We start from the raw sequence: 26,717 nt of genomic DNA, 5'->3' as shown, positions 1-26,717 counted from the left end.
GGCGCACGCCGGCGCGCGCCGCTCAGGCGGCCGTCGCGAGCGACAGCGCGAAACGGCCCTCCGTGTCCGTCCACCACTGATCCAGTCGCAGTCCCGCGGCCGCGAGCTCTCCGCGCACCCCTTCCTCGCGGAACTTCGCGGAGACCTCCGTACGCAGTTCCTCCCCCTCCTCGAACGTCACCACGAGATCCAGCGCCCGGATCTTCACCGTCAGCGCCCGCCGGGCCCGCAACCGCATCTCGATCCACTCGTTGTCCGGGTCCCAGACGGCCACGTGGCCGAAGTCGTCGAGCTGGAAGTCGGCCCCCAGCTCGCGGTCCACCACCGTCAGGACGTTCTTGTTGAAGGCGGCCGTCACCCCGGCCGCGTCGTCGTACGCGGCCACGAGCGTGGCCTCGTCCTTGACCAGGTCCGTGCCGAGCAGCAGCCCGTCCCCGGGCGAGAGCCGCGCCCGTACGGAGCGCAGGAACTCCGCGCGTTCCCCAGGCAGCAGATTGCCCAGCGTTCCGCCCAGGAAGGCCACCAGCCGGGGACCGGGGCTGTCGGGCAGCTCCAGGGCGTGCGTGAAGTCCGCGACGATCGCGTGCACGGAGAGCCCGGGCCGCTCGGCCAGCAGAGCCCGGGCCGCCCCGGTGAGGGCGCTCTCGCTGACGTCGACCGGCACGTAGGTGTGCAGTGCGGGCATGGCGTCCAGCAGGTGCCGTGTCTTGTCCGAGGACCCGGACCCGAGCTCGACCAGGGTCCGCGCACCCGAGGCCGCGGCGATCTCACCGGCGCGGGCGATCAGGATCTCCCGTTCGGCCCGCGTCGGGTAGTACTCGTCCAGCCGGGTGATCTCCTCGAACAGGTCGCTGCCGTGCGCGTCGTAGAACCACTTGGGGGGCAGCGTCTTCGGCTGCCGGGTCAGACCGTCCAGTACGTCGGCGCGCAGCGCCGCGTCCGTCGCGTCAACCGGCAGGGTACGGGTCAGCAGGAAGGGACTCACGCGGTGGGCTCCTTGAGCGGGGTCAGCGATACGTCGGTGTCCGTCGCGGCCAGCAGTGTGCGGTCCGCGACCTCATGCCAGGAGGGGTCGTCGTCGTACGGCTCCGAGGCCACCACCGTGCGGCGGCGTCCCGGTTCGTGGAGGTACCAGAGCGTGTCGCCCCAGGCCGTCCCCACGATGGCGGAACCGTCCGTCACCAGCAGGTTGAGGCGTGAGCCCGGCGCCGCGTCCGCGACATCGAGCACGGTGCCTGCGACCGCCCGGGCCAACTCCTCGCCCTCGGCCACCCGGTGCAGCACGAGCGCCCATATCAGCGCCGAGTCGCTCCGCGCCGCCAGGGCGAGCAGCCGGTCGGGCGGCAGGGTGCCGGCCTGTCCGGCCAGCGAGCCGGGCCAGCCACGCACCGCGCCGTTGTGGCTGAACAGCAGACTGCCATCGGCGAACGGCGCCGCGGCGGCCTCCCCGTCCGCCCCGGCGAAGGTCGCGTCGCGGACGGCGGCCAGCAGCGCCGTGCTGCGCACCACACGCGCCAGATCGGCGAAGCCCTCGTCGCCCCAGACCGGCCCCTTGCGGCGGTAGCGCCCCGGTACCGGATCACCGTCCGCGTACCAGCCGACCCCGAAACCGTCCGCGTTGACCGTGCCGTGCTTCTGGTACCGGGGTTCCCAGGACTGGCGCACGAGCGAGTGGGCGGGCGCCGAGACTATCTCGCCCAAGGCCACCGGCGTTCCCACGTAAGCGACGTGACGGCACATCAGGCGTCCCTCGCCGTCCGGAAACCGGCGAAGATCTGCCGCCTCACCGGCAGGTCCCAGTTGCGGAACGTACCTCGGCAGGCCACCGGGTCCACAGCGAAGGAGCCGCCGCGCAGCACCTTGTGCTCCGGCCCGAAGAAGACCTCCGAGTACTCGCGGTACGGGAACGGGGCGAACCCCGGGTAGGGCAGGAAGTCGCTCGAGGTCCACTCCCACACGTCCCCGATCAGCTGCCCCGCGCCCGACGGGGACCGGCCCGCCGGATACGCCCCCGCCGCGGCGGGGCGCAGGTGGCGCTGACCCAGGTTGGCGTGCTCGGGTGTCGGGTCCTCGTCCCCCCAGGGGTAACGCCGCGAACGTCCGGCCGCCGGATCGTGGCGGGCGGCCTTCTCCCACTCGGGCTCGGTCGGCAGCCGGCGTCCGGCCCATCGCGCGTACGCGTCGGCCTCGTACCAGCTGACGTGGAGCACCGGCTCGTCCTCCCGGACCGGTTCGGTCACCCCGAAGCGCCGGCGTAGCCACTGACCGGCGTCCCGGTACCAGAACAGGGGGGCGACGAGACCGTGTTCGCGGACCATCGCCCAGCCCTCGGGGGCCCACCAGCGGTCGTCCGTGTACCCGCCGTCCTCGACGAACCGCCGGTAGGCGCCACAGGTGACCGGAGTGGTGTCGACGTAGAACGCCGCCACCTCGCGCCGGTGTGCGGGCCGTTCGTTGTCCAGTGCCCAGGGCTCGGTCGACGTCCCCATGGTGAACGGTCCGCCGGGGACGAGCACTTCGGCCGGCAGGGTCATGGCGTCGGTGGGCCCCGGCGGCTCCGGGGCGTGCAGCACGGCCGGTCCGCGACGCAGCTGGTGGGTGACGAGCATCGTCTCGTCGTGCTGCTGTTCGTGCTGCGCGATCATGCCGAAGGCGAAGCCCGCCCGTTCGAGCGGGCGGCCCGCGCCGTCGAGCACGGCGCCGTCGAGGACGTCCAGCGCCCGGCCGCGTACGTCGGCGGCGTAGCCGCGGGCCTCCGCGGGCGGTAGCAGGGGCAGTGAGGGCCGACTGGCGCGGGGGTGCTCGAACGCGTCGTACAGCCCGTCGATCTCGGGGCGCATCGCCTCACGCCCTCCCACGGCGCGCAGCAGCCACAGTTCCTCCTGGTTCCCGATGTGCGCCAGGTCCCAGACCAGGGGAGACATCAGCGGTGAGTGCTGGGCGGTCAGATCGTGGTCGTCGACGCTGTCGGTGAGCAGCGCGGTGCGCTCGCGGGCGGTCAGGAGCGCGGCCAGGGCCCGCCCGCGCAGCGCCTCCGTGTCGAGTTGCAGGTCGGTCGGGATGCCGGTGCTGCCGGTGTCGGTCATCGGACCAAACCCTTTCCGTGCGGGGGTACGGCTCCGGCCTCGGCCGGGTGGGGAAGATCGTCGCCGGGGCATCGGCCCCGGGCCACGTAACGGTCGGTGAACGCGGCGACGGTGTCCATGACGTGCCGGCTCGCCCCGACCCTGGGCAGCGCCTCCAGAGCCGCCGCGAAACAGGCGGCGGCCGCCGAGGAGAGCTCCGGACCGCTCATCCCGTCCCGCGCGGCGGCGATCCAGAGAGGGTTGCGGGGTGCGGCCGCGTACCCGGCCGTCTCGGCCAGGGGCTTCACGGTGCGGTACACGGTCTCCGCCGCCTCCGGGTCGTCGAGGAGTGCCGTGGTGACGGCCAGGGGCACCAGCCAGCCGTCCTCCCCGGACTGGGCGTCGATCATGCGCAGTTCGAGATGCCCGCGGGGGCGTACCGGCGGGAACAGCGTGGTGACGTGGTAGTCGAGGTCGCCGCGCACCGGCGGTCTCGGCGCCCCCGTGCGGATCCAGTCCCGGAAGGACAGCTTCTCGGGTACGGCCCAGGGGGCGTCCCCCTCGCTCCGGACGCACATGACGGGGGAGTCGAGGACATGGGCGGCCCACGCGTCACGCGGCGGACGCCCGGTCCGGGGGGCGAGCGCCCTGGCCGGATCGAGATCCGTCCACAACGCCTGCCGCGTCGAACGCCAGCCGGTCCGCCGCCCCTGCCGGAAGGGCGAGTTGGCGAACGCCGCCACGAGGACCGCGCCGAGCAGGTGGCCGAGCTGCCAGCGCCGCCCGTAACCCAGCGGACCCGGTTCCTCCTCGCCGGCGTCCAGGCAGACCTGGACGGACGCGGTCGTGCACATCATGGCGCGGCCGGAGGCCCCCGAGCGGTCGAGGGCGGCTTCCATCGCGGCGTAGCGGGGCTCCTGGAGCAGCCGGCGAGGGGGATGCCAGGGATCGACGCCGAGACCGGCCGGCACGAGTCCGGCCCGGCCGAGCGTGTCGCGTACGAGGGCCAGATCGGCGGCCATGGTGTCGACGCAGGCCATCAGGGAAGGGGCGGGCCGGGAGCTGAGCTCCAGCTGACCACCCGGTTCGAAGGTCAGGGCCGCGTCGAGCGGGACCGCGCGCACGGCGTCGGCTGCGGCGCGCAGCCTTTCGGGCGGGACGGCGAGCTGGGGACGTTCACGGTCGTGGATGAGCCATTCGAGTTCCACCCCTACGGTCCGGGGCGGTCCCGTCTTGAAACATATGCCGCGCAACAGGTCCTCCGCGTCGTCCTCGCCGAGGGGCTCCGCCTCGACGGGCGGGCCGTCATCACCAGGGGTGTCCAGGGGCATGCCGGGCCTCCTTCTCGGGTGCTTCGCCTTCCACCCAAACCCGTAGCGGGATTTCGCACAAGGGTGCCTTCGCGGCGCGGAAAACCGGTTGCGTCCATGCCGCGGGGGAGTCCAGCATGCCCCGTATGCACCACACGGGGGCGCGCCCATGAGCGCACGGCTGCGCGGCATCGCGCGCGAGACGGAGGACATCGTCCGGGCCGGGCGCTACCGCACGCCCGCAGGGCGGGAGGTGTCGATCGAGCGCGCCCTGACCACGGCACTCTCGGGGACCCGCCTGTACGGTCCGGAGCCCGTGCACGTCCCCGTGCTGGACACCGGCCGCGTCCCGGTCGTCGAGGTGACCGCCGAGAGCAGCCTGCGGGCGGCGCAGCGGATGACCGGCGCGTCACCGGGCAAGGTGGCCGTACTGAACCACGCATCCGCCCGGAACCCGGGCGGCGGTTACCTCAACGGCGCCCAGGCCCAGGAAGAGGCACTCTGCCGCGGCTCCGCGCTCCACTCCACACTGCTGCGCGCCCCGGAGTACTACGCCCACCACCGGGCCGAGCGTTCCGCCTTCTACAGCGACCGGGTCATCCACTCGCCCGGCGTGCCCGTCTTCCGGGACGACCGCGGCAGGCTCCTGGAGAACCCGTACACCGCCGGGTTCCTGACCTCGCCCGCACCCAACGCCGGAGTCATCCGCAGACAGGAGCCGGACCGGGCGCACCGCATTCCGGCGGCGCTCGCGAGCCGGGCCGAACGGGTGCTCGAGGTCGCCGCCGTACGCGGTTACCGGCGGCTGGTGCTCGGCGCCTGGGGGTGCGGGGTCTTCCGGAACGACCCGGCCGAGGTCGCAGGCGCCTTCCGCGCGCTGCTCACCGACGGCGGGCGGTTCGCGGGCCATTTCGAGCAGATCGTCTTCGGCGTTCTGGACCGCAGCCCCGGCTCCGCCACCCGGGCTGCCTTCGCCCGGGTCTTCGCCGCTCAGCTCCAGCCGTAACGTTCCCGCAGCCGCCCCACCACGCGATCGAACCTGCCCCGGTCGAGCGCACAGGCCTCACGGCGCATCCCGTCCTCCCACACCCGCAGCACCCGGTCCAGATCCACCCAGGACGGCCGGCCGGAGCTGTCCCACGGGCCGGCGCCCAGCGCCACCCACTCGTGGTCCCGGTCGTGCTGCTTGCTCGAGAGCTGTACGGCGAGCAGGGTGCCCGCCGCCTCCCGGGCCACGACGAGAACCGGCCGGTCCTTGCCCCGCCCGTCGTTCTCCTCGATGGGCACCCAGGTCCAGACGATCTCGCCGGGATCGGGGGCGCCGTCGCGGTCCGGTGCGTACGAGGTGCGCACCGGCCCCACCTCGAGGGGGTCGGCCTGCGAGGTGGCGGCGGGGCCGCTGCGGCCGGGGAAGTCGGACGAGGGGTTGCTGCTGTGGTCGGTGCTGGGGCTGCCATGGTGATCGATGCGCTGGAACGTCATCGCAACACCGTAGAACCCGCCCGGGGCGATGCGTGGAGCGGGTCCGGCCGTCCGCGCGCCGCTCCCGCTCCGGGGACCGGGCCCCGGCCCACGGGTGGTGCGGGCGGGTCTGGAAGACTGCCCGACGCGATGAGCCAGTTACCCGAGCAGCCCTGCGACCTCTCCGTACCGACCAGCGCCGACGTGGCGCGGCTCGCCGGAGTCTCCCGGGCCACCGTGTCCTACGTACTGAACAACAACACGACCGTGCGGATCAGCGAACCCACCCGGCTCCGGGTCAGGGAAGCCGCCTCCCACCTCGGCTACGTCCCGCACGCTGCGGCCCGCAGCCTGCGCGCCGGCCACACCCGGATGGTGCTGCTGCCCACGGCGCACGTCCCGGCAGACCCACTCCACCAGCGCTTCCTCGCCGACCTGCAGACGGATCTGCGGCGCCTGGACTACACGGTGGTGCAGTACGGCACCGTCGGCCTCGACGCCGACGAGGCGGCCAGATCCTGGGCCGAACTCCGCCCCGTGGCCGTCGTGTCCCCGGCCGCCATCACCCTCACACCGCCTGCCATCGGCGTGCTCACCCGCTCGGGCGCCAAGGCGGTCCTCACTCTCGGGCCCCAGCCGGTGGAGGGCGCGCACGCCCTGGTCACGGACCAGCGCGAGGTGGGCAGTTGCGCGGTGCGGCACCTGCTCTCCCGGGGACGCCGCCGGATCGGGGTCGTCATGCCCCAGGATCCCGGCCTGGCGCTGTTCGCCGAGCCGCGGCTGGCCGGCGCCCGCCGGGCCGTGGAGGAGTCGGGGGCCGACGCCCGCGTCCAGCCGCTGCCGCTGCGGTACGAGGAGGCGTCGGCCGAGGCGCTCGCCGGGCGGTGGCGGAGCCTGGGACTGGACGCCGTGTTCGCGTACGACGACGAGTACGCCATGCTCCTGATGAGGGCGTTGCAGGACGCCGGGGTCCTGGTGCCCGCCGAGACGGCGGTGATCGGTGCCGGCGACCTGATGCTCGGCAGGCTCCTGCGGCCCCGGCTCAGCAGCGTCAGGACGGAGCTGGCGACCGCCCAGCCGCCCGCGGAGCTGATCGACCGGCTGGTCCAGCACTCCGGCGGCGCCCCGGAACGCCATTACCTGCTGCGAGCCGCCGTCGTCGTACGCGAATCCAGCTGAGCGCACCGGTGGGGCGTCACGACGTGCACACCCCGCGGCGGATGTCTAGCGTCGTCGGCATGAGCCATCCGCAGAGCTACGAGATCCTGCTGTTCCCGGAGCACGAGGAGTCGGACGCCGACGTCCACGCACCTGGCACAGCCATCCGCTCGGGGGTCGTGGCGGCCACCGGGGAGACGGGCGCGTCGGGCTACCCGCGCTACGCGGGGGACGGCATCGAAGCGGACATCGATCCCTCGACGCACACCGTCGAGGCGCTGCTGGTGGACGGATGGGAGTTGGACTACGCCCTCACGGTCAGGATCGCCGAGCGCATCGGCGGCCCGGATTCCGAGGCGGAGGCCGATGGGGAGCGGCAGACCGCTCCGGACCCTGAGGCGGACCCGGCCGGGACGGAGCGGCCGGAAGACGGTGCGGCGTCGCCCCCGGACGGGCAGCCCGGCGCCGGCTGACCGGCCTTCCGCACTCGCCGCTCTCCGCACCCGCCGTCCTCCGCGCTGCCCGCGCCGCGTCCGGCTGCCTTCCGGACGTGTGCGACGATCCCCGAACAGGGCCGCTGCGGACCTACTGCGAGTCCTGCCGGGCCTCCTGGGCCTGCTTCTGCGCCTCGACGGACTTGCGTACCTCGTCCATGTCCAGCTTGCGGGCCTGCCCGATGACGTCCTCGAGCGCGGCTTCCGGCAGGGCCCCGGGCTGGGAGAAGACCGCCACGTTGTCACGCACGATCATCAGCGTGGGAATGGACCGGATCTCGAAAGCGGCCGCGAGCTCCTGCTGCGCCTCCGTGTCGACCTTGGCGAAGACCAGATCGGGGTGTCGCTCGGACGCCGAGTCGTAGACCGGCGCGAACTGCCGACACGGACCGCACCAGGAAGCCCAGAAGTCGATGAGCAGGAAGTCGTTGTCGCTGACGACCTGATCGAAGTTTTCCTTGGTGAGCTCTACGGTGCTCATACTCTGATACCTCTTCCTGGGATCCGTCAGGTCCTGTCGGGCACAACGGTGCCGCCCCCGTCCGTATTCCGCCTGCCCATGTGGCCCCCGCGCACACCCGCGACGACACTGATCCCATGACTGATGCCATTACCGAACAGAGCACCGAGTACGACGTCGTGGTCATCGGGGCGGGTCCCGTGGGCGAGAACGTCGCGGACCGCGCCAGGGCTGCCGGACTGAGCACCGCCGTGGTGGAGTCCGAACTCGTCGGCGGCGAGTGTTCCTACTGGGCGTGCATGCCCAGCAAGGCGCTGCTGCGCCCGGTCGTCGCCCGGGCCGACGCGCGCCGCGTCCCGGGGCTGAGCGGAGCGGTCCGGGGCCCGCTCGACGCGGAGGCGGTCCTCGCCCACCGCGACGAGGAGACCGCCCACTGGAAGGACGACGGCCAGGTCGCCTGGCTGGACGGCATCGGAGCCGACGTCTACCGGGGCATGGGCCGGCTGACGGGTGTCCGGCGGGTCTCCGTGACCGCTCCGGACGGATCGCGGCAGCACCTCACCGCGCGTCACGCCGTCGCCGTCTGCACGGGCAGCCGGGCGGTCGTCCCCGCCGTTCCCGGAGCCGCCGACGTCCACCCGTGGACCAGCCGAGAGGCGACCGGTGCCAAGGAGGTGCCCGGCCGCCTGGTCGTCGTCGGCGGGGGAGTGGTCGGCGTCGAGATGGCCACCGTCTGGCAGGGCCTCGGCGCCCAGGTGACGATGCTCGTCCGCGGCGAGCGGCTGCTGCCCAGGATGGAGCCCTTCGCCGGCGAACTGGTCGCCGAGGCGCTCACCGAGGCCGGCGCCCGCATCCTCACGGGAGTGTCGGCCACCGCCGTGCGCCGGGCCGGCCACGACGGTCCGGTCACCGTCGAACTGGACAACGGGGAGCGCCTGGAGACCGACGAGATCCTCTTCGCCACCGGGCGGGCCCCGCGTACCGACGACCTCGGCCTCGACACCGTGGGCCTGGAGCCCGGCTCCTGGCTCGCCGTCGACGACAGCTGTCTCGTCGAGGGCAGCGACTGGCTCTACGCCGTCGGCGACGTCAACCACCGTGCGCTCCTGACCCACCAGGGCAAGTACCAGGCGCGGATCGCCGGAGCCGCGATCGCGGCCCGCGCCCAGGGGACGCCGACCCTGGACACCGACCGCTGGGGCGCGCACGCCGCCACCGCCGACCACGCGGCCGTCCCCCAGGTCGTCTTCACCGACCCGGAGGCCGCCTCGGTCGGCCTGACCGCCGCGGAGGCGGAGGCGGCGGGCCATCGGGTACGGGCCGTCGACTACGACCTGGCGTCCGTCGCGGGGTCCGGCCTCTACGCGCAGGGGTACAAGGGGCGCGCCCGGATGGTCGTCGACCTGGACCGCGAGATCCTGCTCGGCGTCACCTTCGTCGGCCCGGGCATCGGGGAACTGCTGCACTCCGCGACGATCGCCGTCGCGGGCGAGGTCCCCCTCGAGCGGCTCTGGCACGCGGTCCCCGCGTACCCGACCATCAGCGAGGTCTGGCTGCGGCTGCTGGAGACGTACCGGGGCTGAGGGCAGGCGGGACCGGGCAGGGGAGTTCCGCCGACGGCACCGCCGGCGGCTGCTGACCCGGGATCCGCGCGACCGCTCCGGCCGGTACGCCCCCGGCCGGAACGGACGAGGGACGTCCCACCGCCGTCCCGGCGTGTCCCCGCACGGGAAGGGGGCAGGGGGAGACGATGGAGGTTGCCCGGACACCGAGGCGCCGGGTGCGGGGCGGACGGAGGCGTGCGTGAGTCAGCGGGTGGCGGCCGGGCGGAGCCGGAAGAGGAACCGGGGGGTCGTGCCCGCTGCCGTCCCGACGGACCCGTCGGGCGGCGGGGCGGAGGGAACGGCACCGGACGGACGGCGCCGCATCCCTCGCACGGACGTCGTGCTGCGCGATCCCCGCCTGGTGGAGGCGGCTGGGCGGGTCGGGCACGACGTGGTGAAGGCGGCGGTCCGCCGGGCCCAGGAGCGGTCACGCGAGGGCTCCCTGCCGCCCGGCGACGTGGCCGACACGGCGGTCGCCCTCCTGCCGCGCACGCCGAGCGGGCTGCGGCCGGTGATCAACGCCACCGGTGTCGTGCTGCACACCAACCTCGGGCGGGCCCCGCTGTCGGCGGCGGCCGGTCAGGCGGTGCGGGACGCGGCGGGCCCCACCGACGTCGAGCTGGACCTGGAGTCCGGAGTACGGGCCCGCCGGGGCCGTACCGCCCTGGCCGCGCTCCGTGAACGCGTGCCGTCCGCGGCCGCCGCGCACATCGTCAACAACGGGGCCGCCGCGCTCGTCCTGGTGGCCACCGCGCTCGCCGCCGGCCGCGACATCGTCATCAGCCGGGGGGAGATGGTCGAGATCGGGGACGGTTTCCGCCTGCCGGACCTGCTGGTGTCCACCGGGGCCCGACTGCGCGAGGTGGGCACCACCAACCGCACCACCGTCGCGGACTACGCCGAGGCGATCGGTCCGCAGACTGCCTTCGTGCTGAAGGTGCACCCCAGCAACTTCCTGGTCACCGGCTTCACCAGCGCCGCAGACGTCGGTGAACTGGCGGCGCTGGGCGTGCCGGTCGTCGTGGACATCGGCTCCGGACTGCTGGCCCCTCACCCGCTGCTGACTCAGGAACCCGATGCCCAAAGCCAGTTGACCGCGGGGGCGTCACTCGTCACCGCGAGCGGCGACAAGCTGCTGGGCGGACCGCAGTGCGGGCTGCTCCTGGGTGCCGAGGACCTGATCCGTGCCGTGTCGCGCCATCCGCTCGCCCGGGCCCTGCGGGTGGACAAGCTGACCCTGGCCGCACTGGAGGCGACCCTGCGCGGGCCGGGGACCCCGACCGGTGCGGCCCTGGCCGCCGACCCGGCGCTCCTGGCCCACCGTGCCGAACGGCTGGCCGCCGTGCTCGCCCCCGCGTGCCCCGATGTCCTGGCCGTCGGGAGCACCGCGACGGTGGGCGGCGGCGGCGCACCCGGTGTGACCCTGCCCAGCGCCGCGCTGTCGCTGCCCGAACGGTATGCCGCCGCGCTGCGCACCGGCCCGGTACCGGTGGTCGGACGCATCGAGGCGGGGCGGTGCCTGCTCGACCTGCGAGCGGTGCCGGCCGAGGACGACGAGCGGCTGGCCGACGCCGTGCGAGCGGTCACGGAAAGGTAGGCGGCATGCGGGTACTGGCAACGGCCGGCCATGTCGATCACGGCAAGTCCTCGCTGGTGCGGAGGCTGACCGGCATGGAGCCCGACCGGTTCGAGGAGGAACGCCGACGAGGACTGACCCTGGACCTCGGGTTCGTGTGGACCCGCCCGGAGCCGGAGGGCACCGACGGGGAGCGCCTCGCCTTCGTGGACGTGCCCGGACACGAGCGCTTCGTCGCCACCATGCTGGCCGGCGTGGGCCCCGTACCCGCCGTGCTGTTCGTGGTGGCAGCCGACCAGGGCTGGCAGCCCCAGTCGCAGGAGCATCTGGAAATCCTGCACGCCCTCGGGGTACGCCACTGCGTGCTCGCCGTGACCCGCAGCGATCTGGCCGATCCCGGACCCGTGCGGGCGGACGCCCTGAAGCGGATGGCCGCGACCTCCCTCGGTGCGGTCCCGTCCGCCGCGGTGAGCGTCGTGACAGACGAGGGGATCGGCGAACTGCGCGCGACGCTGGGCCGGTTGGCCCGGTCGCTGCGCACTCCGGACGCCGCCGCGGACGTGCGGCTGTGGCTGGACCGCGCCTTCACCGTGCGCGGTCACGGGACGGTCGTCACAGGAACCCTGGGCGCCGGCACCCTGCGGGTCGGTGACCGGCTGACGACGGGGGACGGCACCACCGGGGTGAGGATCCGCGGGCTGCAGTGCCTGAGCGAGAGCCGGGAGGAGGTCCGCGGGGTGGCACGGGTCGCGGTCAACGTCCACGGAGCCCCGGAGGGATTGCTGGGCCGGGGGCAGGTGCTGCTGGCCCCCGGCCGCTGGCTGCTCACGGCCACGGCCGACGTGCGGGCCGCCGGCCCGCGGGCAAGGGACCTGCCCCGGTCCCAGACACTGCACATCGGCAGCGCCGCGGTGCCCGTCACCGTGCGGCCGCTGGGCGAGGACACCGTCAGGCTGACGCTGGCGCGTGAACTGCCCCTGCGGGTCGGGGACCGGGCCGTACTGCGGGAGCCGGGCGGGCGCCGTGTGCCCTGCGCGGTGACGGTACTCGACGTGCGAGCCCCCCGGCTGACGCGGCGGGGGGCGGCCCGGACCCGGGCCGCCGAGTTGGCGGACGTGACCGGCCGTCCGGACGGCACGGCCGAACTGCGGCGGCGCGGGATCGTCCGGCGACCGGAACTGGAGGCCATGGGCGTACCGGCTCCCGTCCCGCCCGTCGTCGGGGACTGGCTGGCCGATCCGGCTCACTGGGCGGCGCTGCGGGAGCGGCTGACCACCGAGGTGGAGCGGCACGCTGCCCGGCACCCCCTCGATCCCGGACTGCCGGCGGAGGCGGCCCGGCGCCTGCTCGGCCTGCCCGACCGGGCACTGGTCGACGGGCTCGCCGAGAGCCCAGGCCCGAGAGAACTACGCTCGGCCCAGGGGCGGTTGTATCTTCCCGACCGCACGAAACCCGTTCTCCCGCCCCCCGCCCTGGCCGCTGTCGAGGCTGTGCGGCAGGAGCTCGGGCACGCGCCGTTCCGCGCCCCGGACGCCGACCGCCTGACCGAACTCGGACTGACCCGCCGGGTGGTGGCGGCCGCCGTCGAGGCGGGCATGCTGCTGCGGGTCGGCGACGGCATCGTTCTGCTGCCGGGAGCGGACGCCCGGGCGGCGGACGTACTGCGCGAGGTACCCCAGCCGTTCACGCTCAGCGAGGCACGGCAGGCGCTGGACACCACGCGCCGGGTGGCCGTACCCCTGCTGGAGTTCCTGGACGCCCGTGGGTACACCGAGCGGGTGGACGACCGGCGACGGCGCTGCCGGGGTGACCGGGACAGCGGAGGCGGACGGGAATCGAACCCGCCTGCCCGAGATCCTCGGGCACCTCGGTTTTGAAGACCGGGAGGGCCACCAGGCACCCACACGCCTCCATCGCCCGCCCAGGGTAGCGGACGGCCACCGTCGCACCGGGTAGTGCCTCGCCGCCGCGGCGACACACCGCCGGCCCTGCCCGCCCACCTCACCTCACCCCACCGCCATCCCCTCGACCCAGGAGAACCGGACATGACCTCGCCCGCCGGAACCCGCGTACGGCTCACCCAGTTCGCCCACGGTGGCGGCTGCGCCTGCAAGATCCCGCCCGGCGAGCTGGAGGACGTGCTCGGCGGCCTGACCGCTTCGCCGGCGGCCGCGAGCGGCACCCGGCTTCTGGTCGGGCTGGCCACCGGAGACGACGCGGCCGTGGTCGCCCTGCCCGCCCGGGACGGCCTGCCGGGACAGGCGGTGATCTCGACCGCCGACTTCTTCACGCCCGTCGTCGACGACCCGTACGACTGGGGCCGCATCGCGGCGGCCAACGCCCTGTCCGACGTCTACGCGATGGGAGGCCGTCCGATCCTGGCCGTCAACCTGCTGGCATGGCCTCGCGACGTGCTGCCCATGGACCTCGCGCGGGACGTGCTGCGAGGGGGGCTGGACATCGCCGCGGAGGCGCACTGTCCGGTGGGCGGCGGGCACAGCGTGGACGATCCGGAACCCAAGTACGGGATGGCCGTCACCGGACTGGCCGACCCGGACCGGCTGCTGCGCAACGACGCGGGCCGGCCGGGCACCCCGCTGTCCCTCACCAAGCCCCTCGGGCTCGGTGTGCTCAACAACCGGCACAAGGCCACCGGCGAACGCTTCGAGCAGGCCGTGGCCACCATGGTCGCACTCAACCGGGACGCGTCGGCCGCGGCCCTGCAGGCCGGGGCGACCTGCGCCACCGACGTCACCGGCTTCGGCTTCCTCGGCCATCTGTACAAGCTGGCCCGCGCCTCGGGCGTGACGGCCGTGGTCGACACCGCAGCCGTGCCCTACCTCGACGGGGCCCGGGAGGCGGTACGCGACGGATACGTCAGCGGCGGCACGCGGCGGAACCTCGCGTGGGTGGGGCCGTTCACCGACTTCGGCCGCACGGACACCGGTACCCGGCTCCTCCTGGCCGACGCCCAGACCTCCGGTGGCCTGCTGGTGGCGGGGGAGGTGCCCGGGGCGCCGGTGGTCGGCGAACTGGTGCCGCGCGGCCCGTACCCCGTCGTCCTGCGCTGAAGCCGCCCCGGCCCGCTCAGAGTTCGGTGCCCGTCCGCTCGTCGATGCCCGCCCGCGCCCGGTAGGCCCGTACCAGCTCCAGGGCGGCCGGCCCCCGTGGGCGGCGCCCCGGCCGGATGTCGACGGCGAACGCCTTGGTCTCCTGGATATGCGTGTTCGGGTCGAGTGACATGTGGATCAGTTCGTTGGCGGCGTCTCCGGTCGTGTAGCCATTCGGCCCCCAGTGGTACGGCATCCCGACCTGGTGCAGCGTGCGGCCCTGCACGGTGAGGGGCGCCATCCGGTCGGTGACCAGGACCCGCGCTTCGATCACCCCCCGCGCGCTCACGACCGTCGCCCAGCCGGTGTGCTCCAGTCCGCGTTCGGCCGCGAGCCCGGGGGAGACCTCGCAGAAGAACTCGGGCTGCAGCTCGGCCAGATAGGGCTGCCAGCGGGACATGCCCCCGGCGGTGTGGTGCTCGGTGAGGCGGTACGTCGTCGCGACGTAGGGGAAGACCTCCGACCCGGGCTCCTCGCCGCTGGGCTGATAGCGGTTGTCGGGATGCGGGGGCAGGAGATGCCGTACCGGATTGCGCTGCTGCCCGTACAGGAGGTTCGGGAACGGTGAGTCCTGCGGCTCGTAGTGGGTCGGCAACGGGCCGTCGGTGAGTCCGGACGGCACGTACAGCCACGCCTTGCCGTCCGCCTGCATGATGAAGGGGTCGATGCCCGAAAGTGCCTCCGGGCCTTTCGCCCCGGGCGGCGGCCGGTGATCGGGAGACCGGTCGGCCTGGAAGTCCGGGATGTCGTGACCGCGCCAGGAGCCCTCCTCCTCGTCCCACCACACGAGCGCCTTGCGCTCGCTCCACGGCCTGCCCTGCGGATCGGCCGAGGCCCGGTTGTACAGGATGCGGCGGTTGGCGGGCCAGGCCCACCCCCATCCGGCGGCCACCCAGTCCTGCTCCCGGCCGGGAGTGCGGCGGGCCGCCTGGTTGACGCCGTCGGCGTGGACCCCGCAGTAGATCCAGCAGCCGCAGGCGGTGGAACCGTCGTCCTCGAGCTGCTGGTACGAACTCAGGGGGACACCGTCGGCGTCGTGCCCGTTGATCTCGGCCAGGACGGCCCCGGCGTCGGGCTCGGCGTGTTCGCCCCGGGTGGGATAGTCCCACGTCAGGTCGAGGAGCGGCCGGTCCATGGGGTCGGTGGACCGGGCCAGCTTCTCCCGGACGAGCCGCCCGAGGTGGTAGGTGAACCACAGGTCGCTCCGCGCCTCACCGGGAGGTTCCACGGCCTGATGGTGCCATTGCAGCAGCCGCTGGGTATTGGTGAAGCTGCCTTCCTTCTCGGTGTGCGCGGCGGCGGGCAGGAAGAAGACCTCGGTGCCGATGTCCTCCGTCCGCATTTCCCCGGTCTCGATCTCGGGGCCGTCCTTCCACCACGTGGCCGACTCGATCAGGGAGAAGTCCCGGACGACGAGCCAGTCCAGGGCGGCCATTCCCAGCCGTTGCATCTTGGCGTCGGCGGAACCGACCGCGGGGTTCTCGCCCACGAGGAAGTAGCCCTTGCAGGTGCCCTCCAGCTGGGCCATGACCGTCTCGTACGTGGAGTGCGAACCGGTGAGCCGCGGCAGGTAGTCGAAGCAGAAGTCGTTCTCCGCGACGGCTGCGTCGCCCCAGTACGCCTTGAGGAGGCTGACGAGGTAGGAGCGCATGTTCCCCCAGTAGCCCTTGCGTGTGGCCTCGGCCCGGACGAACGCGTCGAGGTCCTGCCGCTGGTGGGCGTGGGGCATGGGGATGTACCCGGGGAGCAGGTTGAACAGGGTGGGGATGTCCGTGGACCCCTGGATGGAGGCGTGTCCGCGCAATGCGAGGATCCCGCCGCCCGGCCGGCCGATGTTTCCGAGGAGTGTCTGCAGGACCGAGGCAGCGCGGATGTACTGCACGCCGACGGTGTGCTGGGTCCAGCCGACCGCGTAGGCGAACGCGGTCGTCCGCTCGCGCCCGGAGTTCTCCGTGACCAGCTCACACACCTGACGGAAGAGGTCCCGCGGGACACCGCAGGCCTCCTCGACGACCTCCGGGGTGTAGCGGGCGTAGTGGCGCTTGAGCACCTGGAAGACGCACCGGGGATGGCTGAGTGTCTCGTCCCGTTCCGGCTCACCCTCCCCGAGGTCGGCGCCGCCCGAGCCGTGGGACTCGCCGCGTGCGGCCTCCGTCACCGAGCTGCCGCCGGTGCGCTTCGGGTACTCCTGGTCCCGCTCGCCCGACGCCGCCTGCATCTCCGTGCCCTGGTACTGCCAGCTGCCGTTGTCGTAGCTGCGGCTCTCCGGATCGAGACCGGAGAAGACGCCGTCGAGGTCCTCGGCGTCGCGGAAGTCCTCCCGCAGGATGACCGGCCCGTTGGTGTAACTGACGACGTAGTCACGGAAGTAGCCGTCCGTCTGCAGGACGTGGTTGATGATCCCGCCGAGAAAGACGATGTCGGAGCCCGCGCGCAGCGGCACGTGCACGTCGGCCAGCGCACTGGTGCGGGTGAACCGCGGGTCGACGTGGATCACCTTCGCGCCGCGTGCCTTGGCCTCCATCACCCACTGGAACCCGACCGGATGGCACTCCGCCATGTTCGAGCCCTGGATGACGATGCAGTCGGAGTTCTGCAGGTCCTGCTGGAAGGTGGTCGCGCCGCCGCGGCCGAACGAGGTTCCCAGACCGGGAACGGTGGAGGAGTGTCAAACACGCGCCTGGTTCTCGATCTGTACCGCTCCCATGGCGGTGAACAACTTCTTGATCAGGTAGTTCTCCTCGTTGTCGAGCGTCGCCCCGCCCAGGCTCGCGACTCCCAGCGTGCGCCGGGTTCGGGTTCCGTCGACCTCCCACTGCCAGCCGGCCCGGCGAGCCTCGATCACCCGGTCGGCAATCATGTCCATGGCCGAGTCCAGGTCGAGCCGTTCCCACTCGGTGCCGTGCGGGCGACGGTAGAGGACGCCGTGCTCGCGTGCGTCGCCGGTCGTCAACTGCAGACTGGCCGAACCCTTGGGGCACAGCCGGCCGCGCGAGATGGGGGAGTCGGGGTCGCCCTCGATCTGGGTGACGCGTCCGTCCTCGACGTAGACGTTCTGTCCGCAGCCCACCGCGCAGTAGGGGCAGACCGACTTGACCACCCGGTCGGCAGAGGCGACCCGGGGAGTGAGCCGCGCGCTGGTTCCGCTCTTCGCCGCGGCTCCGCGGCCCAGCGGGTCCGTACCCGTCAGCTGCCGGTAGACGGGCCAGGAGTCGATCCAGGTGCGTACGCCCATGACGTCTGCCCTTTCGGTGAGGCCGTTGCCCGGCGGGTGCCCGCTCTCCGTCCGTTCACACGGCGACGGCCCGGAGCTCCGGTTCCCCGGCGGTTCCTCCTGCGGAGCATCCTCCCGCATTCCCCCGGCTACGGCACGTCCGGCCGGGCTCGGCTGCCGTATGCCGTACGCCGTCGCCTGAGCGTCTCCAGGCCGATCAGGTGACGTACCGCAGGGCCCGTCGCAGGACATCGGCAGCAGCGGACGGGTGACGTCCTCTGCCGACGTGGTCGCCGCGGAGGCCGGTCGCCACCGGCGCCGAGGGGCCTGAGGCAGGGGAGGCGGGCCAGTAGATCCTCGCTGCGCAACAAGGGTCGGGCTTAGGGGTTCTCGGCGTCGATCACGGTGGCGATGGCGATGCTGGACGAGGAGGCGAAGGTGTCCGGGGCCGGGCATCTCGTGTTCCTGTCCCTGGCGGAACGGGCCCGGGCGTCCTGCCGGGAGGGCCGGGTGACCGAGGACCAGGCCGCAGCGGAGGAGGAGCGCCGCCGCGAGGGAGACGTGTAGCGGTGGGGTCCGCGTTCCGCCGGCTCGGGCGCCGGGCGCCGGTGGGGCGACGACGTCGTCCCCGTACTCCGCCCGCCGCGTCCGGTGGACCGTTGCTCGGCGGATCGTTACAGCGGCACGTCACCGGCAGACGGAAAGGGGTGCGGCGACGTGGCCGGAGGTACCGGAAGAGGGGGCTCCGAAGCGGTGGGCGCGTCGGGGACGGGAGATCAGGACCGGGGGCCCTCGGACTCGGACCCGAGCTCCCCGGGCCGCGACCGTGCGTCGAGGCGCTCCCGCTGCGGTACCACCGTGTACCTGGGATCCTCTGCGGACACCACCCCGGCGTGGAAGACGCTGAAGCGCAGGGCAGCGGAACCGGCCAGCAGCGCCGTGCCTGCCACGGCGGCGAGCACACGGCCCCGCCCACCGGCGTAGCCCGCCAGTGCGGCCCCTCCGGCCGTGAGGACCTCCGACACACGCAGCAGTCTGTGGGGCCTGCCCTCGGCGAACGGCTCGGCCGCCTGCCCCATGCGCCCCTTCATCACCTGGAACGCGCCCAGTTCCAGCGCGGCCCCGAGGACGGCCATGCGGCGCGCGGGACCGGACCGGCCGACCGGCGCGCAGGCCAGAGCGAGCCCGGCGGCCGCGGTGGCGCCGGACCCGGCGAACACGAACGGCATCTCCCGGTAGCCCTCGTGCCACGAAGGCACGGCGGTGTCGGAGAGCAGCACAGCCGTGTAGGTGACCACGGCCGGGCCCAGCACGGCTGCCGATGCCGTGGCGGCCGCACCCGTCAGGCGGTAGCGCCCCGCGACATCGGTGGCGGCGGCCACCACCGTGAGCGGTGCGTAGGCCGCGAGCAGCCAGGAGCCGAGGTTCATCGGGGAGGTGGGCTTGAAGACGCGCAGCATGTTGACGAACCGGGCGGGTCGGCCGAGGTCGTGCACGAGTGCCGCGAGCGAGAGGGAGATCGCGCCCGCCGCCCCGAGTTTCGCCGTCCGCGCCAGGGCGGGGCGGTCCGTCACGTGCGCACCCGCGGCCAGCAGCGACGAGGCTCCGGCCAGGCCGCCGAGATAGAGATACCCCGCGATGTCCAGCGGTTTCCACCTCGGCTTGTTCAGGATCGGTTTGCCGTAGTAGGAGGAGAACTCGGCCTCGGGCACCATGGCCCGCTCGCCCCGCCCGCGGCGGCGGCGCCGGCGCCCCGCGTGTTCCCCCGTGGTGGCGTCGCGTCCGGGGCGCGCGCCCCCGACGCCCGCGCGGGTCACGTCCGAACCTTTCACCGGGACCTCCTGGCGAAGCTGACGACCGCGAGCGCGGCCAGTGAGGCGGCGGCCGCGGCCGCGTGCCGCCACATGGCGGGCAGATCACGTGTGGTGACGACCGGGTCCGGCGGCAGGCCGTAGACCTCAGGCTCGTCGAGCAGCAGGAAGAACGCCCCGTCGCCCCCGACCCCGTCCTGCGGGTCCTCCCCGTACAGGCGGGCGTCCGTCACCCCCGCGGCGTGCAACTGAGCGACCCTGGCCGCCGCCCGCTCCCGCAGTTCGTCCAGCGGGCCGAACTGGATGGACTCCGTCGGGCAGGCCTTCGCGCACGCCGGTTCCATACCGACGCCCAGCCGGTCGTAGCACAGCGTGCACTTCCAGGCCCGGCCGTCCTCGGGGCGCTGGTCGATGACGCCGTACGGGCAGGCGGGGACGCAGTAGCCGCAGCCGTTGCAGATGTCCTCCTGCACGACGACCGTGCCGAACTCGGTGCGGAAGAGTGACCCGGTGGGGCACACGTCGAGGCAGGCGGCGTGGGTGCAGTGCTTGCAGACGTCCGAGGACATCAGCCAGCGCAGCTCACTCCGCCCGTCGGGCGCGACGGGGGAGATCTCCCCGGACGGTGCCCCCGCGGGTGCTTCCGCGCAGCCCGGGCCGGGGGCCGTCGCTCCCGGGCCGGGCGCGGAGGGTGTGACGCCCAGGCCGCGGGCGGCAGCGAAGACGTCCACGGTGTCCTGGCCGGTGCCGGGTTCCTGGCCGCCCAGGGGTTTGCGCTGCTCGATGAAGGCCACGTGCCGCCACGTGCTTCCGCCGAGCCCCTGGGTGTTGTCGTAGGACATTCCGGTCAGTTCCAGCCCGTCCTCGGGAATGGCGTTCCACTCCTTGCACGCCACCTCGCACGCCTTGCAGCCGATGCACACGGAGGTGTCCGTGAAGAACCCCACGCGCTGCGGAGCGTCCTGGTACCCGGCGGCTCGTGCCACGTCGGGTTGCGGGCCGGACAGCAGTCCGTCGTCCGCGACCGCCCTGTCCGCTCCGCCCCCTGTGCCGTCCGTCATGGCCGGACCTCCTCGCTCATGTGGTGGTGGCGTCACGCTTCTCACCGCGCCCCGGTCCGCACGGGTCCTACCCGGCGCCGCTGCCGTCCTCCGCCGCCGGGGCGACGACCCGCCCCTCCGGCGGAAGGGACTGGTGAGGACGGGCGCCGTGGCTGTGGAGAGCGTGCCCCGCCGGGACGACCTGTGACGGGCCGACCGCCTGCGTGACGACTTCCCACCGGAGCCGGAGCCGGAGCCGGTAGCCGCCGGCCGCGTGCGGTGACCGCGTGTGTTCCGCCTGCCGCCGGTAGGAAACCGCCACCGTCCGCTGCCCTCCTGCCTCGCCTCGCCGGCCGCCTCGCCGTGTCCGGCTGCTCACCGATCGCTCGAGCCTCCCACGGGTTCCCCCGGTGCGCACGGCCGAAACGGCGGTCCCCGGCAGGGGGCGGGCCGGAGACCCGGACGGGCACCACGCGCTCCGGAGCGCTCCGCGTGACGCGCCGAGCTGTCCGGGCCGCAGAGGCGCAGGCGTGTGCGCCTCCGTACGGCGGCCACGTCCCTTCCCGCACCGTTTGCACCCGGAACGGCGGGGTACGCGGCCGGGCATCGACATCCCCGGTAGAAGAAAGGACCTCGTCAGGGGCCACGGAGGAGACGTCATCGCCGAGCTGACCACGGATCACCGCGAGGTCGACGAACTGTTCGCGAAGATCGAAGCACTGCCCCCGGGGGAGAAGCGGCGCAAGCAGTACGCGGACCAGGCCGTCATCGAGCTGGTGCGGCACTCGGTGGCCGAAGAGGCGTACCTGTACCCCGCGGTGCGGGAGTTCCTGCCGGACGGTGACTCCCTCGCCGACAAGGAGATCGAGGAGCACGCCGAGGCCGAACGGACGATGAAGGAACTCGAGGGCACCGAGGCGGGCGACGCCGAGTTCGACCGCCTCATCGGGCACCTGATGACGGAGATCCGCTCGCACGTGCGCGACGAGGAGGACAACCTGTTCCCCCGGCTGAGGAAGGCGGCCTCCCCACAAGAGCTGGCCGATCTGGGCGACAAGGTCCGTCGGGCCAAGAAGACCGCCCCGACCCGTCCTCACCCCTCCGCCCCGGACACCCCGCCCGCCAACAAGCTGCTGGCTCCGGGCACCGGCATGGTCGACCGCCTCCGGGACGCTCTCACGGGACGCGGCAAGGGCTGACGGCGGGTTCCGCGGCCGGGGGTCCCCACGCCGATCGCGGTGACGGCGTACGGGACGTTCCTCCCCTTGAGTGAGGGATGCGCCGAGTGCCCTGCGGGTAGGTGCACGTGCGGCGGCCCGCGGTCCGGGCCGGCGCACGGGCCATGGGGGCCGGCATGTCGTCACCTTGTCCAACCCCCTCTCGCTGACGGAGGAGTCAGTACGTGGAATCAGGCGAGCACGAGGGACATGACGACCACCGGGCGCAGGTGATCGTCGTGGGCGCGGGCCCCGCGGGATCGGCCGCGGCGCTGTGCCTGGCACGCGCGGGTGTGGAGGTGGTGCTGCTCGAGAAGGGCGCCTTCCCCCGGGACAAGGTGTGCGGGGACGGTCTCACCCCGCGCGGTGTGCAGCAACTGGTGCGCATGGGTGTCGACATCGACGCGCCGGGCTGGACGCGGACCAAGGGCATGCGGTGGGTGTGCCAGGGGCGTCAGGTGCACATCGACTGGCCCCGATCGGGAAGTCAACCGGACTTCGGCCTCACCCGCTCCCGGCACGACTTCGACGACATCCTGGCCCGGCAGGCCGTGGCCGCCGGAGCACGCCTCTGCCTGGAGACGAAGGCGACCGGCCCTCTGACCGACCGTGCCGGGCGCATCGTCGGGGTGAGTGCCGTCGCCGGACGGGACGGGAAACCGGTGACGTACCGCGCCCCCGTGGTGATCGCCGCCGACGGCGCCTCCGCCCGCACCGCACTGGCCATGGGCCTCCAACGGGACCGGAGCAGGCCGGTGGGCACCGCCGCTCGCCGCTACTACCGTAGTGAGGCCCGCACCCACGACCCCTACCTGGAACTCTGGGCCGACCTGCTCTGCTCCCGTACCGGGCGCGACCTGCCGGGGTACGGGTGGATCTTCCCGCTCGGTGACGGCCGCGTGAACGTGGGCCTCGGCGCCCTGCCCCACCGCGGCCACGGCCCGGTCGATCTGCGGGCCACCATGGACCAGTGGCTGACCCGGTTGCCCCCGCAATGGGGACTGAGGGAGGAGAACGCCGACTCGCCGCTGCGCAGCGCAGCGCTGCCGATGGGGTTCAACCGCAGGCCGCAGTACCGCCGCGGTCTGCTCCTGGTCGGGGACAGCGGCGGCATGGTGAGTCCGTGGAGCGGTGAAGGCATCGTCCAGGCCATGGAGGCGGGTGAGGTCGCTGCCGAGACCGTCGCTCTCGCTCTCCACCGCCCGGGCGGCCCCGGGCGTGAACAGGCCCTGCACCAGTACGCGAAGGAAGTCGACCGCCGCTGGGGGCGCTACTACCGGCTCGGCAACACCGTGGCCGACCTGGTGCTCGCCCGCTACGGCTACCGGCCGCTGCTCAACCGCCGTGTCATGGCTTCGCCCGCTGTGGTCCGTACCCTCGCCCGGCTGCTGACGCACGGGACGGACGCACCTTCCGACGACCTGATCGACACCGTCGTCCGCGGCCTCGTCCGGATGGTGCCGGCGCCGGGCCCGCGCGCGCGAGCCCGGGATGCGCGAGGCGTGGACGCGGGCGGGCGGTGACCCGTGACGGCAGAGGCGCCGAGGCCGCCTGGTACATCCGACCAGGGCCTTGCCGTGCGTATGATTCCCCCACCTGACCAAACGTCATGAAAGGGAATTACTGTGCCTTCTCGCCTCAATCCGTACATCAGCTTCTCCGGTGACGCACGGCAAGCCATGGAGTTCTACCAGGGCGCGCTGGGCGGCACTCTGACCCTGAACACCTTCGGTGAGATGGGCGGAGTCGGCCCCGGCCACGACGACAAGATCATGCACGGCCAGCTCGAGACGGCCGGCGGGTTCGTGGTGATGGGGGCCGACAACCCTCCGGGGGCGGAACACGAGCCCGGCACCAACATCGCGGTGAGCCTGAGCGGGGACGACCCGGAGGAGCTGCGCGGCTACTGGGACAAGCTGATCGACGGCGCGGTCGTGTCCATCCCCCTGGAGAAGCAGATGTGGGGAGACGTGTTCGGTATGTGCACGGACAAGTTCGGCATCCGATGGATGGTCAACATCAGCGGCCGTCGAGACGCTTGAGGAGCTGGGCTCACCGGCCCCGTCCGGCGCACGCCGGGCCTCCGCGCTCCCGCACCGAGCGCCGCAGCGAGGGCGTCGCCCGGTGCCGTCATGTCTTCACTGCCGCACCTCGCGCTTCGTTCCCCGTCACCGGCCGGCATCGGAGACACCTCCTGAGCCGGACCGGTGCAGCCCTAGAATGCTGCCCATGCCGGACACCTTTCCCCGCCCTGAGCCGTTCACCCGGCGGACCGCTCCCGCAGTGCTCGAGGACCTGCGGGCGCGGCTGCGCGCGACGCGCTGGCCGGACGCCCCCGAGGACGCCGGGTGGTCGCTCGGCACCGACATCGCCTACCTGCGCGAACTCGTCGCCTACTGGGCCGAAGAATTCGACTGGCCCGCGCAGGAGGCAGCGTTGGCCAGGCTGCCCCGCTTCCGGGTGCCGCTGCGCGGACTCGGCATCCACTTCGTGCACGCCCGGGCAGCCGCACCGGCCGGAACTGCCCTGCCCCTGGTTCTCAGCCACGGGTGGCCGGACTCCTTCTGGCGCTACTCGAAGGTCATCCCGCTCCTCACCGATCCCGGCGCGCACGGTGCGGACCCCGCCGACGCGTTCGACGTGGTGGTACCCGACATGCCGGGTTACGGCTACTCCGACCGGCCCTCCGGCCCGCCCCTGGACTCCATCGCCGTCGCCGGTCTGTGGGCCGGACTCATGGACGTACTCGGCTACGCACGCTTCGGCGCGGCGGGCGGCGACATGGGCAGCCACGTGAGCCGCTACCTCGGGCTCGACCACGCCGACCGCGTCGTGGCCGTCCATCGCACCGACGGTGGCCTGCCCGTCTTCCACGGCGACCCGGCGGAGCTCACGCCCGAGGAGCGGGCCTGGATCGAGAGCACCGCTGCCTGGGGCGCGTCCGAAGGCGCCTACGCCGCCATGCACCGGACGAAGCCGCAGACCGCGGCCGTGGGGCTCAGCGACTCGCCGGCCGGCCTCGCGGCCTGGATCGTGGAGAAACTCCAGTCATGGAGCGACTGCCACGGTGCCATCGAGCGGAGCTTCACCAAGGACGAGATCCTCACGAACGTCATGATCTACTGGCTCACCGGGACGATCGGCTCCTCCATGCGCATGTACCGCGCGAACGCCGCCGTCCCTCCCGCGCAGCACGCCCGCCGGGTCGAAGTGCCGTCCGGCTTCTCGCTCTTCGCCGGCGACGTGGTGCGCCCGCCCCGTGCCTGGCTGGAACGCTCGGCGAACACGGTGAGCGTGACCGAGCCCCTGCGCGGCGGACACTTCGCGGCGTTCGAGGAGCCCGAACTCTACGCGGAGGAACTGCGGGCGTTCTTCCGCCCCTACCGCACGGCTCCGGCGGTCTGAGAGCCCGCCGCCACGACCGGACCCGGCCGGCCCCCGCAGGCATGCAGGCCCGCACACATATCCCCCTCCATGCTCGCCCAACTCCGTCGGCCCGCAGGGGTATTCGGTCAGGCCGGGCACGGATGCCCCCGGGCGGCATCCGTGCCCGGCCTGACCACCGGTACCGCGTGCCCGCGGTGCCGGAGCGATCCGGTGAGGCGGTAGATTCGGACCATGCGATCACAGAGTGGCTCGGCCCCTCGTCGGCCGGAGGGGCGGGGCAGGCTCCTCGCCGTGAGCGACCTCCACGTCGGAATCGCCGACAACCGCCCCCTCGCCGACAGGCTCCACCCCACGTCCGACGAGGACTGGCTCATCGTCGCGGGAGACGTCGCGGAGCGGGCGGAAGAGGTGGAGAGCACGCTGGCGCTGCTGGCGGGACGCTTCGCGCACGTGGTGTGGACCCCCGGCAACCACGAACTGTGGACGGTGGAGCGGGACCCCGTACGGCTGCGCGGGCAGGCCCGGTACGAGCACCTCGTCCAGGTGTGCGCGGAACTGGGCGTGACGACGCCCGAGGACCCCTATCCCCTGTGGCACGGAGCCGGCGGACCCGTCGCCGTAGCTCCGCTGTTCCTCCTGTACGACTACACGTTCCGCGTCCCCGGAACGGCGACCAAGGAGGAGTCGCTCGCCCGCGCGCACGCGGCGGGCATCGTCTGCACCGACGAATACCTGCTGCACCCCGACCCGTACCCCACCCGGGACGACTGGTGCCGGGCACGGGTGGCACGGACCGAACAGCGGCTGGCCGCGCACGATCCGGACATCCCGCTCGTCCTCGCGGGCCACTGGCCGCTGTTGCGCGAGCCCACCTCCGTCATGTGGTACCCGGAGTTCGCCCAGTGGTGCGGCACGGAACTCACCGCCGACTGGCACCGCCGCTTCAACGTGGCGGCCGTCGTCTACGGCCACCTCCACATTCCGCGTACGACGTGGCACGACGGCGTCCGCTTCGAGGAGGTCTCCATCGGCTACCCCAGGGAATGGCGCAAGAGGGGCCACCCCCGTGGCCTGCTGCGGCAGATCCTTCCGTACGAGGGCGAGCAGCCCCCGGCTCCCGAAGAAGAGGCGTCATGATCGAGCGGCTGCTCCCCGCCGAAGTGGCCTGCGCGGACACGTACGAGACCGAGGCTCCCGCGGGAACCCTCTACCCGGAGGAGGCGGCTCTGGTCGCCACGAGCGTGGCCAAGCGCAGACACGAGTTCGCGGCCGTACGCGGCTGTGCGCGGCGGGCCATGGTGGCACTCGGCCTGCCCCCGTCCCCGGTGCTGCGCGGCCACCGGGGCATGCCGCTGTGGCCCGAGGGGTTCGTCGGAAGCATGACGCACTGCGAGGGCTACCGCGCCGCGGTACTGGCCCGGGCGTCGGACGTGCGCGGGCTGGGGATCGACGCCGAGCCGAACGAACCGCTCCCGGCCGGTGTATGGGAGGTGATAGCGCTGCCGTCCGAGAGGGAACGGATACCCCCGGCGGCCCCGGACGCGGCGCATCACTGGGACCGGTTGCTGTTCTGCGCCAAGGAGAGCGTCTTCAAGGTCTGGTTCCCGCTCACCCGGGTCGAACTCGGCTTCGACGAGGCCGACATCACCTTCCACCGCCGTACGGAGAACGCCTCCGAGGGCACCTTCACCGCCGAACTGCTGCGCACCGCACCCGGGATGCCGCACTCGCTGCGGGGCAGATGGCTCATCGACGACGGCTTCGCGGTGACTGCGATCGCGCTTCCGGCCGCCTGACCCGGTGCGGTGCG

Annotated in this window: 22 protein-coding genes, 1 tRNA gene and 1 pseudogene; 14 read left to right on the top strand and 10 right to left on the bottom strand. The window is 73.1% G+C overall.

Annotation, left to right across the window (positions count from 1 at the left end; all coding sequences use genetic code 11):
• Positions 1–22: 22 nt before the first annotated feature.
• From egtD to egtA, 4 genes are read right to left on the bottom strand one after another with little or no spacing between them, the layout of a single operon-like run.
• Entirely contained in the window at positions 23–985 is a 963-nt protein-coding gene (gene egtD / locus ACH4VO_RS10400) for an L-histidine N(alpha)-methyltransferase (protein WP_360990877.1), read from the bottom strand.
• Positions 982–1,740, bottom strand: a complete 759-nt coding sequence (gene egtC, locus ACH4VO_RS10395) for an ergothioneine biosynthesis protein EgtC (RefSeq protein WP_360990880.1) — start codon at positions 1,738–1,740, stop codon at positions 982–984. Before egtC ends, egtD begins: the two co-directional genes overlap by 4 nt.
• Complete coding sequence (egtB, locus tag ACH4VO_RS10390) at positions 1,740–3,086, bottom strand: ergothioneine biosynthesis protein EgtB (RefSeq protein ID WP_360990882.1); 1,347 nt, start codon at positions 3,084–3,086, stop codon at positions 1,740–1,742. Before egtB ends, egtC begins: the two co-directional genes overlap by 1 nt.
• Positions 3,083–4,396 carry an ergothioneine biosynthesis glutamate--cysteine ligase EgtA gene (egtA, locus tag ACH4VO_RS10385; RefSeq protein WP_360990885.1) on the bottom strand — a complete coding sequence of 438 codons (1,314 nt, stop codon included), beginning with the start codon at positions 4,394–4,396 and terminating at the stop codon, positions 3,083–3,085. Before egtA ends, egtB begins: the two co-directional genes overlap by 4 nt.
• A 148-nt stretch (positions 4,397–4,544) precedes the next feature.
• Between egtA and ACH4VO_RS10380 the strand changes: the two genes are divergently transcribed.
• Complete coding sequence (locus tag ACH4VO_RS10380) at positions 4,545–5,381, top strand: TIGR02452 family protein (RefSeq protein WP_360990888.1); 837 nt, start codon at positions 4,545–4,547, stop codon at positions 5,379–5,381.
• Here the strand turns inward: ACH4VO_RS10380 and ACH4VO_RS10375 are convergent.
• Positions 5,366–5,857 carry a type II toxin-antitoxin system PemK/MazF family toxin gene (locus ACH4VO_RS10375; RefSeq protein ID WP_360990891.1) on the bottom strand — a complete coding sequence of 164 codons (492 nt, stop codon included), beginning with the start codon at positions 5,855–5,857 and terminating at the stop codon, positions 5,366–5,368. The two genes, ACH4VO_RS10380 and ACH4VO_RS10375, sit on opposite strands and share 16 nt — an antisense overlap.
• Positions 5,858–5,986: 129 nt before the next feature.
• Between ACH4VO_RS10375 and ACH4VO_RS10370 the strand changes: the two genes are divergently transcribed.
• Entirely contained in the window at positions 5,987–7,015 is a 1,029-nt protein-coding gene (locus tag ACH4VO_RS10370) for a LacI family DNA-binding transcriptional regulator (RefSeq protein WP_360990894.1), read from the top strand.
• 59 nt (positions 7,016–7,074) lie between these two features.
• A complete protein-coding gene (locus ACH4VO_RS10365) occupies positions 7,075–7,467 on the top strand; it encodes a hypothetical protein (RefSeq protein ID WP_398440917.1) in 393 nt (130 codons plus the stop codon).
• 112 nt (positions 7,468–7,579) lie between these two features.
• Here the strand turns inward: ACH4VO_RS10365 and trxA are convergent, their stop codons facing one another.
• Entirely contained in the window at positions 7,580–7,969 is a 390-nt protein-coding gene (gene trxA, locus ACH4VO_RS10360; protein WP_360990897.1) for a thioredoxin, read from the bottom strand.
• Positions 7,970–8,085: 116 nt separating this feature from the next.
• On the opposite strand from trxA, the gene ACH4VO_RS10355 reads away from it, so the two are divergent.
• The 3 genes and pseudogenes from ACH4VO_RS10355 to ACH4VO_RS10345 form a co-directional block, all read left to right on the top strand.
• Entirely contained in the window at positions 8,086–9,531 is a 1,446-nt protein-coding gene (locus ACH4VO_RS10355) for an NAD(P)/FAD-dependent oxidoreductase (protein ID WP_360990900.1), read from the top strand.
• Positions 9,532–9,802: 271 nt separating this feature from the next.
• Entirely contained in the window at positions 9,803–11,149 is a 1,347-nt protein-coding gene (selA, locus tag ACH4VO_RS10350) for an L-seryl-tRNA(Sec) selenium transferase (RefSeq protein ID WP_360990903.1), read from the top strand.
• 5 nt (positions 11,150–11,154) lie between these two features.
• Positions 11,155–12,912 (top strand): annotated as a pseudogene (locus ACH4VO_RS10345) (SelB C-terminal domain-containing protein); the annotation flags it as partial.
• Between the two features lie 34 nt (positions 12,913–12,946).
• On the opposite strand, the gene ACH4VO_RS10340 reads toward ACH4VO_RS10345, so the two are convergent.
• Positions 12,947–13,040: transfer RNA gene (locus ACH4VO_RS10340), tRNA-Sec, on the bottom strand.
• 133 nt (positions 13,041–13,173) lie between these two features.
• Between ACH4VO_RS10340 and selD the strand changes: the two genes are divergently transcribed.
• Complete coding sequence (gene selD, locus ACH4VO_RS10335; RefSeq protein ID WP_360990906.1) at positions 13,174–14,199, top strand: selenide, water dikinase SelD; 1,026 nt, start codon at positions 13,174–13,176, stop codon at positions 14,197–14,199.
• Between the two features lie 16 nt (positions 14,200–14,215).
• On the opposite strand, the gene fdh is transcribed toward selD, so the two are convergent.
• Positions 14,216–17,473, bottom strand: a complete 3,258-nt coding sequence (gene fdh, locus ACH4VO_RS10330; protein ID WP_360990908.1) for a formate dehydrogenase — start codon at positions 17,471–17,473, stop codon at positions 14,216–14,218.
• Between the two features lie 390 nt (positions 17,474–17,863).
• Here fdh and ACH4VO_RS10325 point away from each other — a divergent pair, with 390 nt between their 5' ends.
• Positions 17,864–18,019, top strand: a complete 156-nt coding sequence (locus ACH4VO_RS10325; RefSeq protein ID WP_360990911.1) for a hypothetical protein — start codon at positions 17,864–17,866, stop codon at positions 18,017–18,019.
• A gap of 209 nt (positions 18,020–18,228) precedes the next feature.
• Here ACH4VO_RS10325 and nrfD read toward each other — a convergent pair whose 3' ends face one another.
• Positions 18,229–19,284 carry an NrfD/PsrC family molybdoenzyme membrane anchor subunit gene (nrfD, locus tag ACH4VO_RS10320; RefSeq protein ID WP_360990914.1) on the bottom strand — a complete coding sequence of 352 codons (1,056 nt, stop codon included), beginning with the start codon at positions 19,282–19,284 and terminating at the stop codon, positions 18,229–18,231.
• Positions 19,281–20,324 carry a 4Fe-4S dicluster domain-containing protein gene (locus ACH4VO_RS10315; RefSeq protein WP_360990916.1) on the bottom strand — a complete coding sequence of 348 codons (1,044 nt, stop codon included), beginning with the start codon at positions 20,322–20,324 and terminating at the stop codon, positions 19,281–19,283. Before ACH4VO_RS10315 ends, nrfD begins: the two co-directional genes overlap by 4 nt.
• Before the next feature lie 590 nt (positions 20,325–20,914).
• On the opposite strand from ACH4VO_RS10315, the gene ACH4VO_RS10310 reads away from it, so the two are divergent.
• The 6 genes from ACH4VO_RS10310 to ACH4VO_RS10285 all read left to right on the top strand — a co-directional run bounded on the left by ACH4VO_RS10310 (position 20,915) and on the right by ACH4VO_RS10285 (position 26,703).
• A complete protein-coding gene (locus tag ACH4VO_RS10310; protein WP_360991030.1) occupies positions 20,915–21,502 on the top strand; it encodes a hemerythrin domain-containing protein in 588 nt (195 codons plus the stop codon).
• Between the two features lie 203 nt (positions 21,503–21,705).
• Positions 21,706–23,043: a geranylgeranyl reductase family protein gene (locus tag ACH4VO_RS10305; protein WP_360990918.1), complete on the top strand. Its 1,338-nt coding sequence runs from the start codon at positions 21,706–21,708 to the stop codon at positions 23,041–23,043.
• A 102-nt stretch (positions 23,044–23,145) separates the two neighbouring features.
• Positions 23,146–23,562: a VOC family protein gene (locus ACH4VO_RS10300; protein ID WP_360990920.1), complete on the top strand. Its 417-nt coding sequence runs from the start codon at positions 23,146–23,148 to the stop codon at positions 23,560–23,562.
• 187 nt (positions 23,563–23,749) lie between these two features.
• Positions 23,750–24,925 (top strand): epoxide hydrolase, encoded by a 1,176-nt coding sequence (locus ACH4VO_RS10295; protein ID WP_360990923.1) that lies wholly within the window; start codon positions 23,750–23,752, stop codon positions 24,923–24,925.
• A gap of 213 nt (positions 24,926–25,138) precedes the next feature.
• A complete protein-coding gene (locus tag ACH4VO_RS10290; protein WP_360990926.1) occupies positions 25,139–26,044 on the top strand; it encodes a metallophosphoesterase in 906 nt (301 codons plus the stop codon).
• The gene (locus ACH4VO_RS10285) at positions 26,041–26,703 is read left to right on the top strand and encodes a 4'-phosphopantetheinyl transferase superfamily protein (protein ID WP_360990929.1); all 663 of its coding nucleotides are present in this window, start codon (positions 26,041–26,043) and stop codon (positions 26,701–26,703) included. Before ACH4VO_RS10290 ends, ACH4VO_RS10285 begins: the two co-directional genes overlap by 4 nt.
• Positions 26,704–26,717: the final 14 nt, after the last annotated feature.

This window comes from Streptomyces sp. NPDC020780 (genome assembly GCF_044334475.1).
Classification (GTDB): domain Bacteria; phylum Actinomycetota; class Actinomycetes; order Streptomycetales; family Streptomycetaceae; genus Streptomyces.
This window is presented reverse-complemented; position numbering and strand designations above follow the sequence as displayed.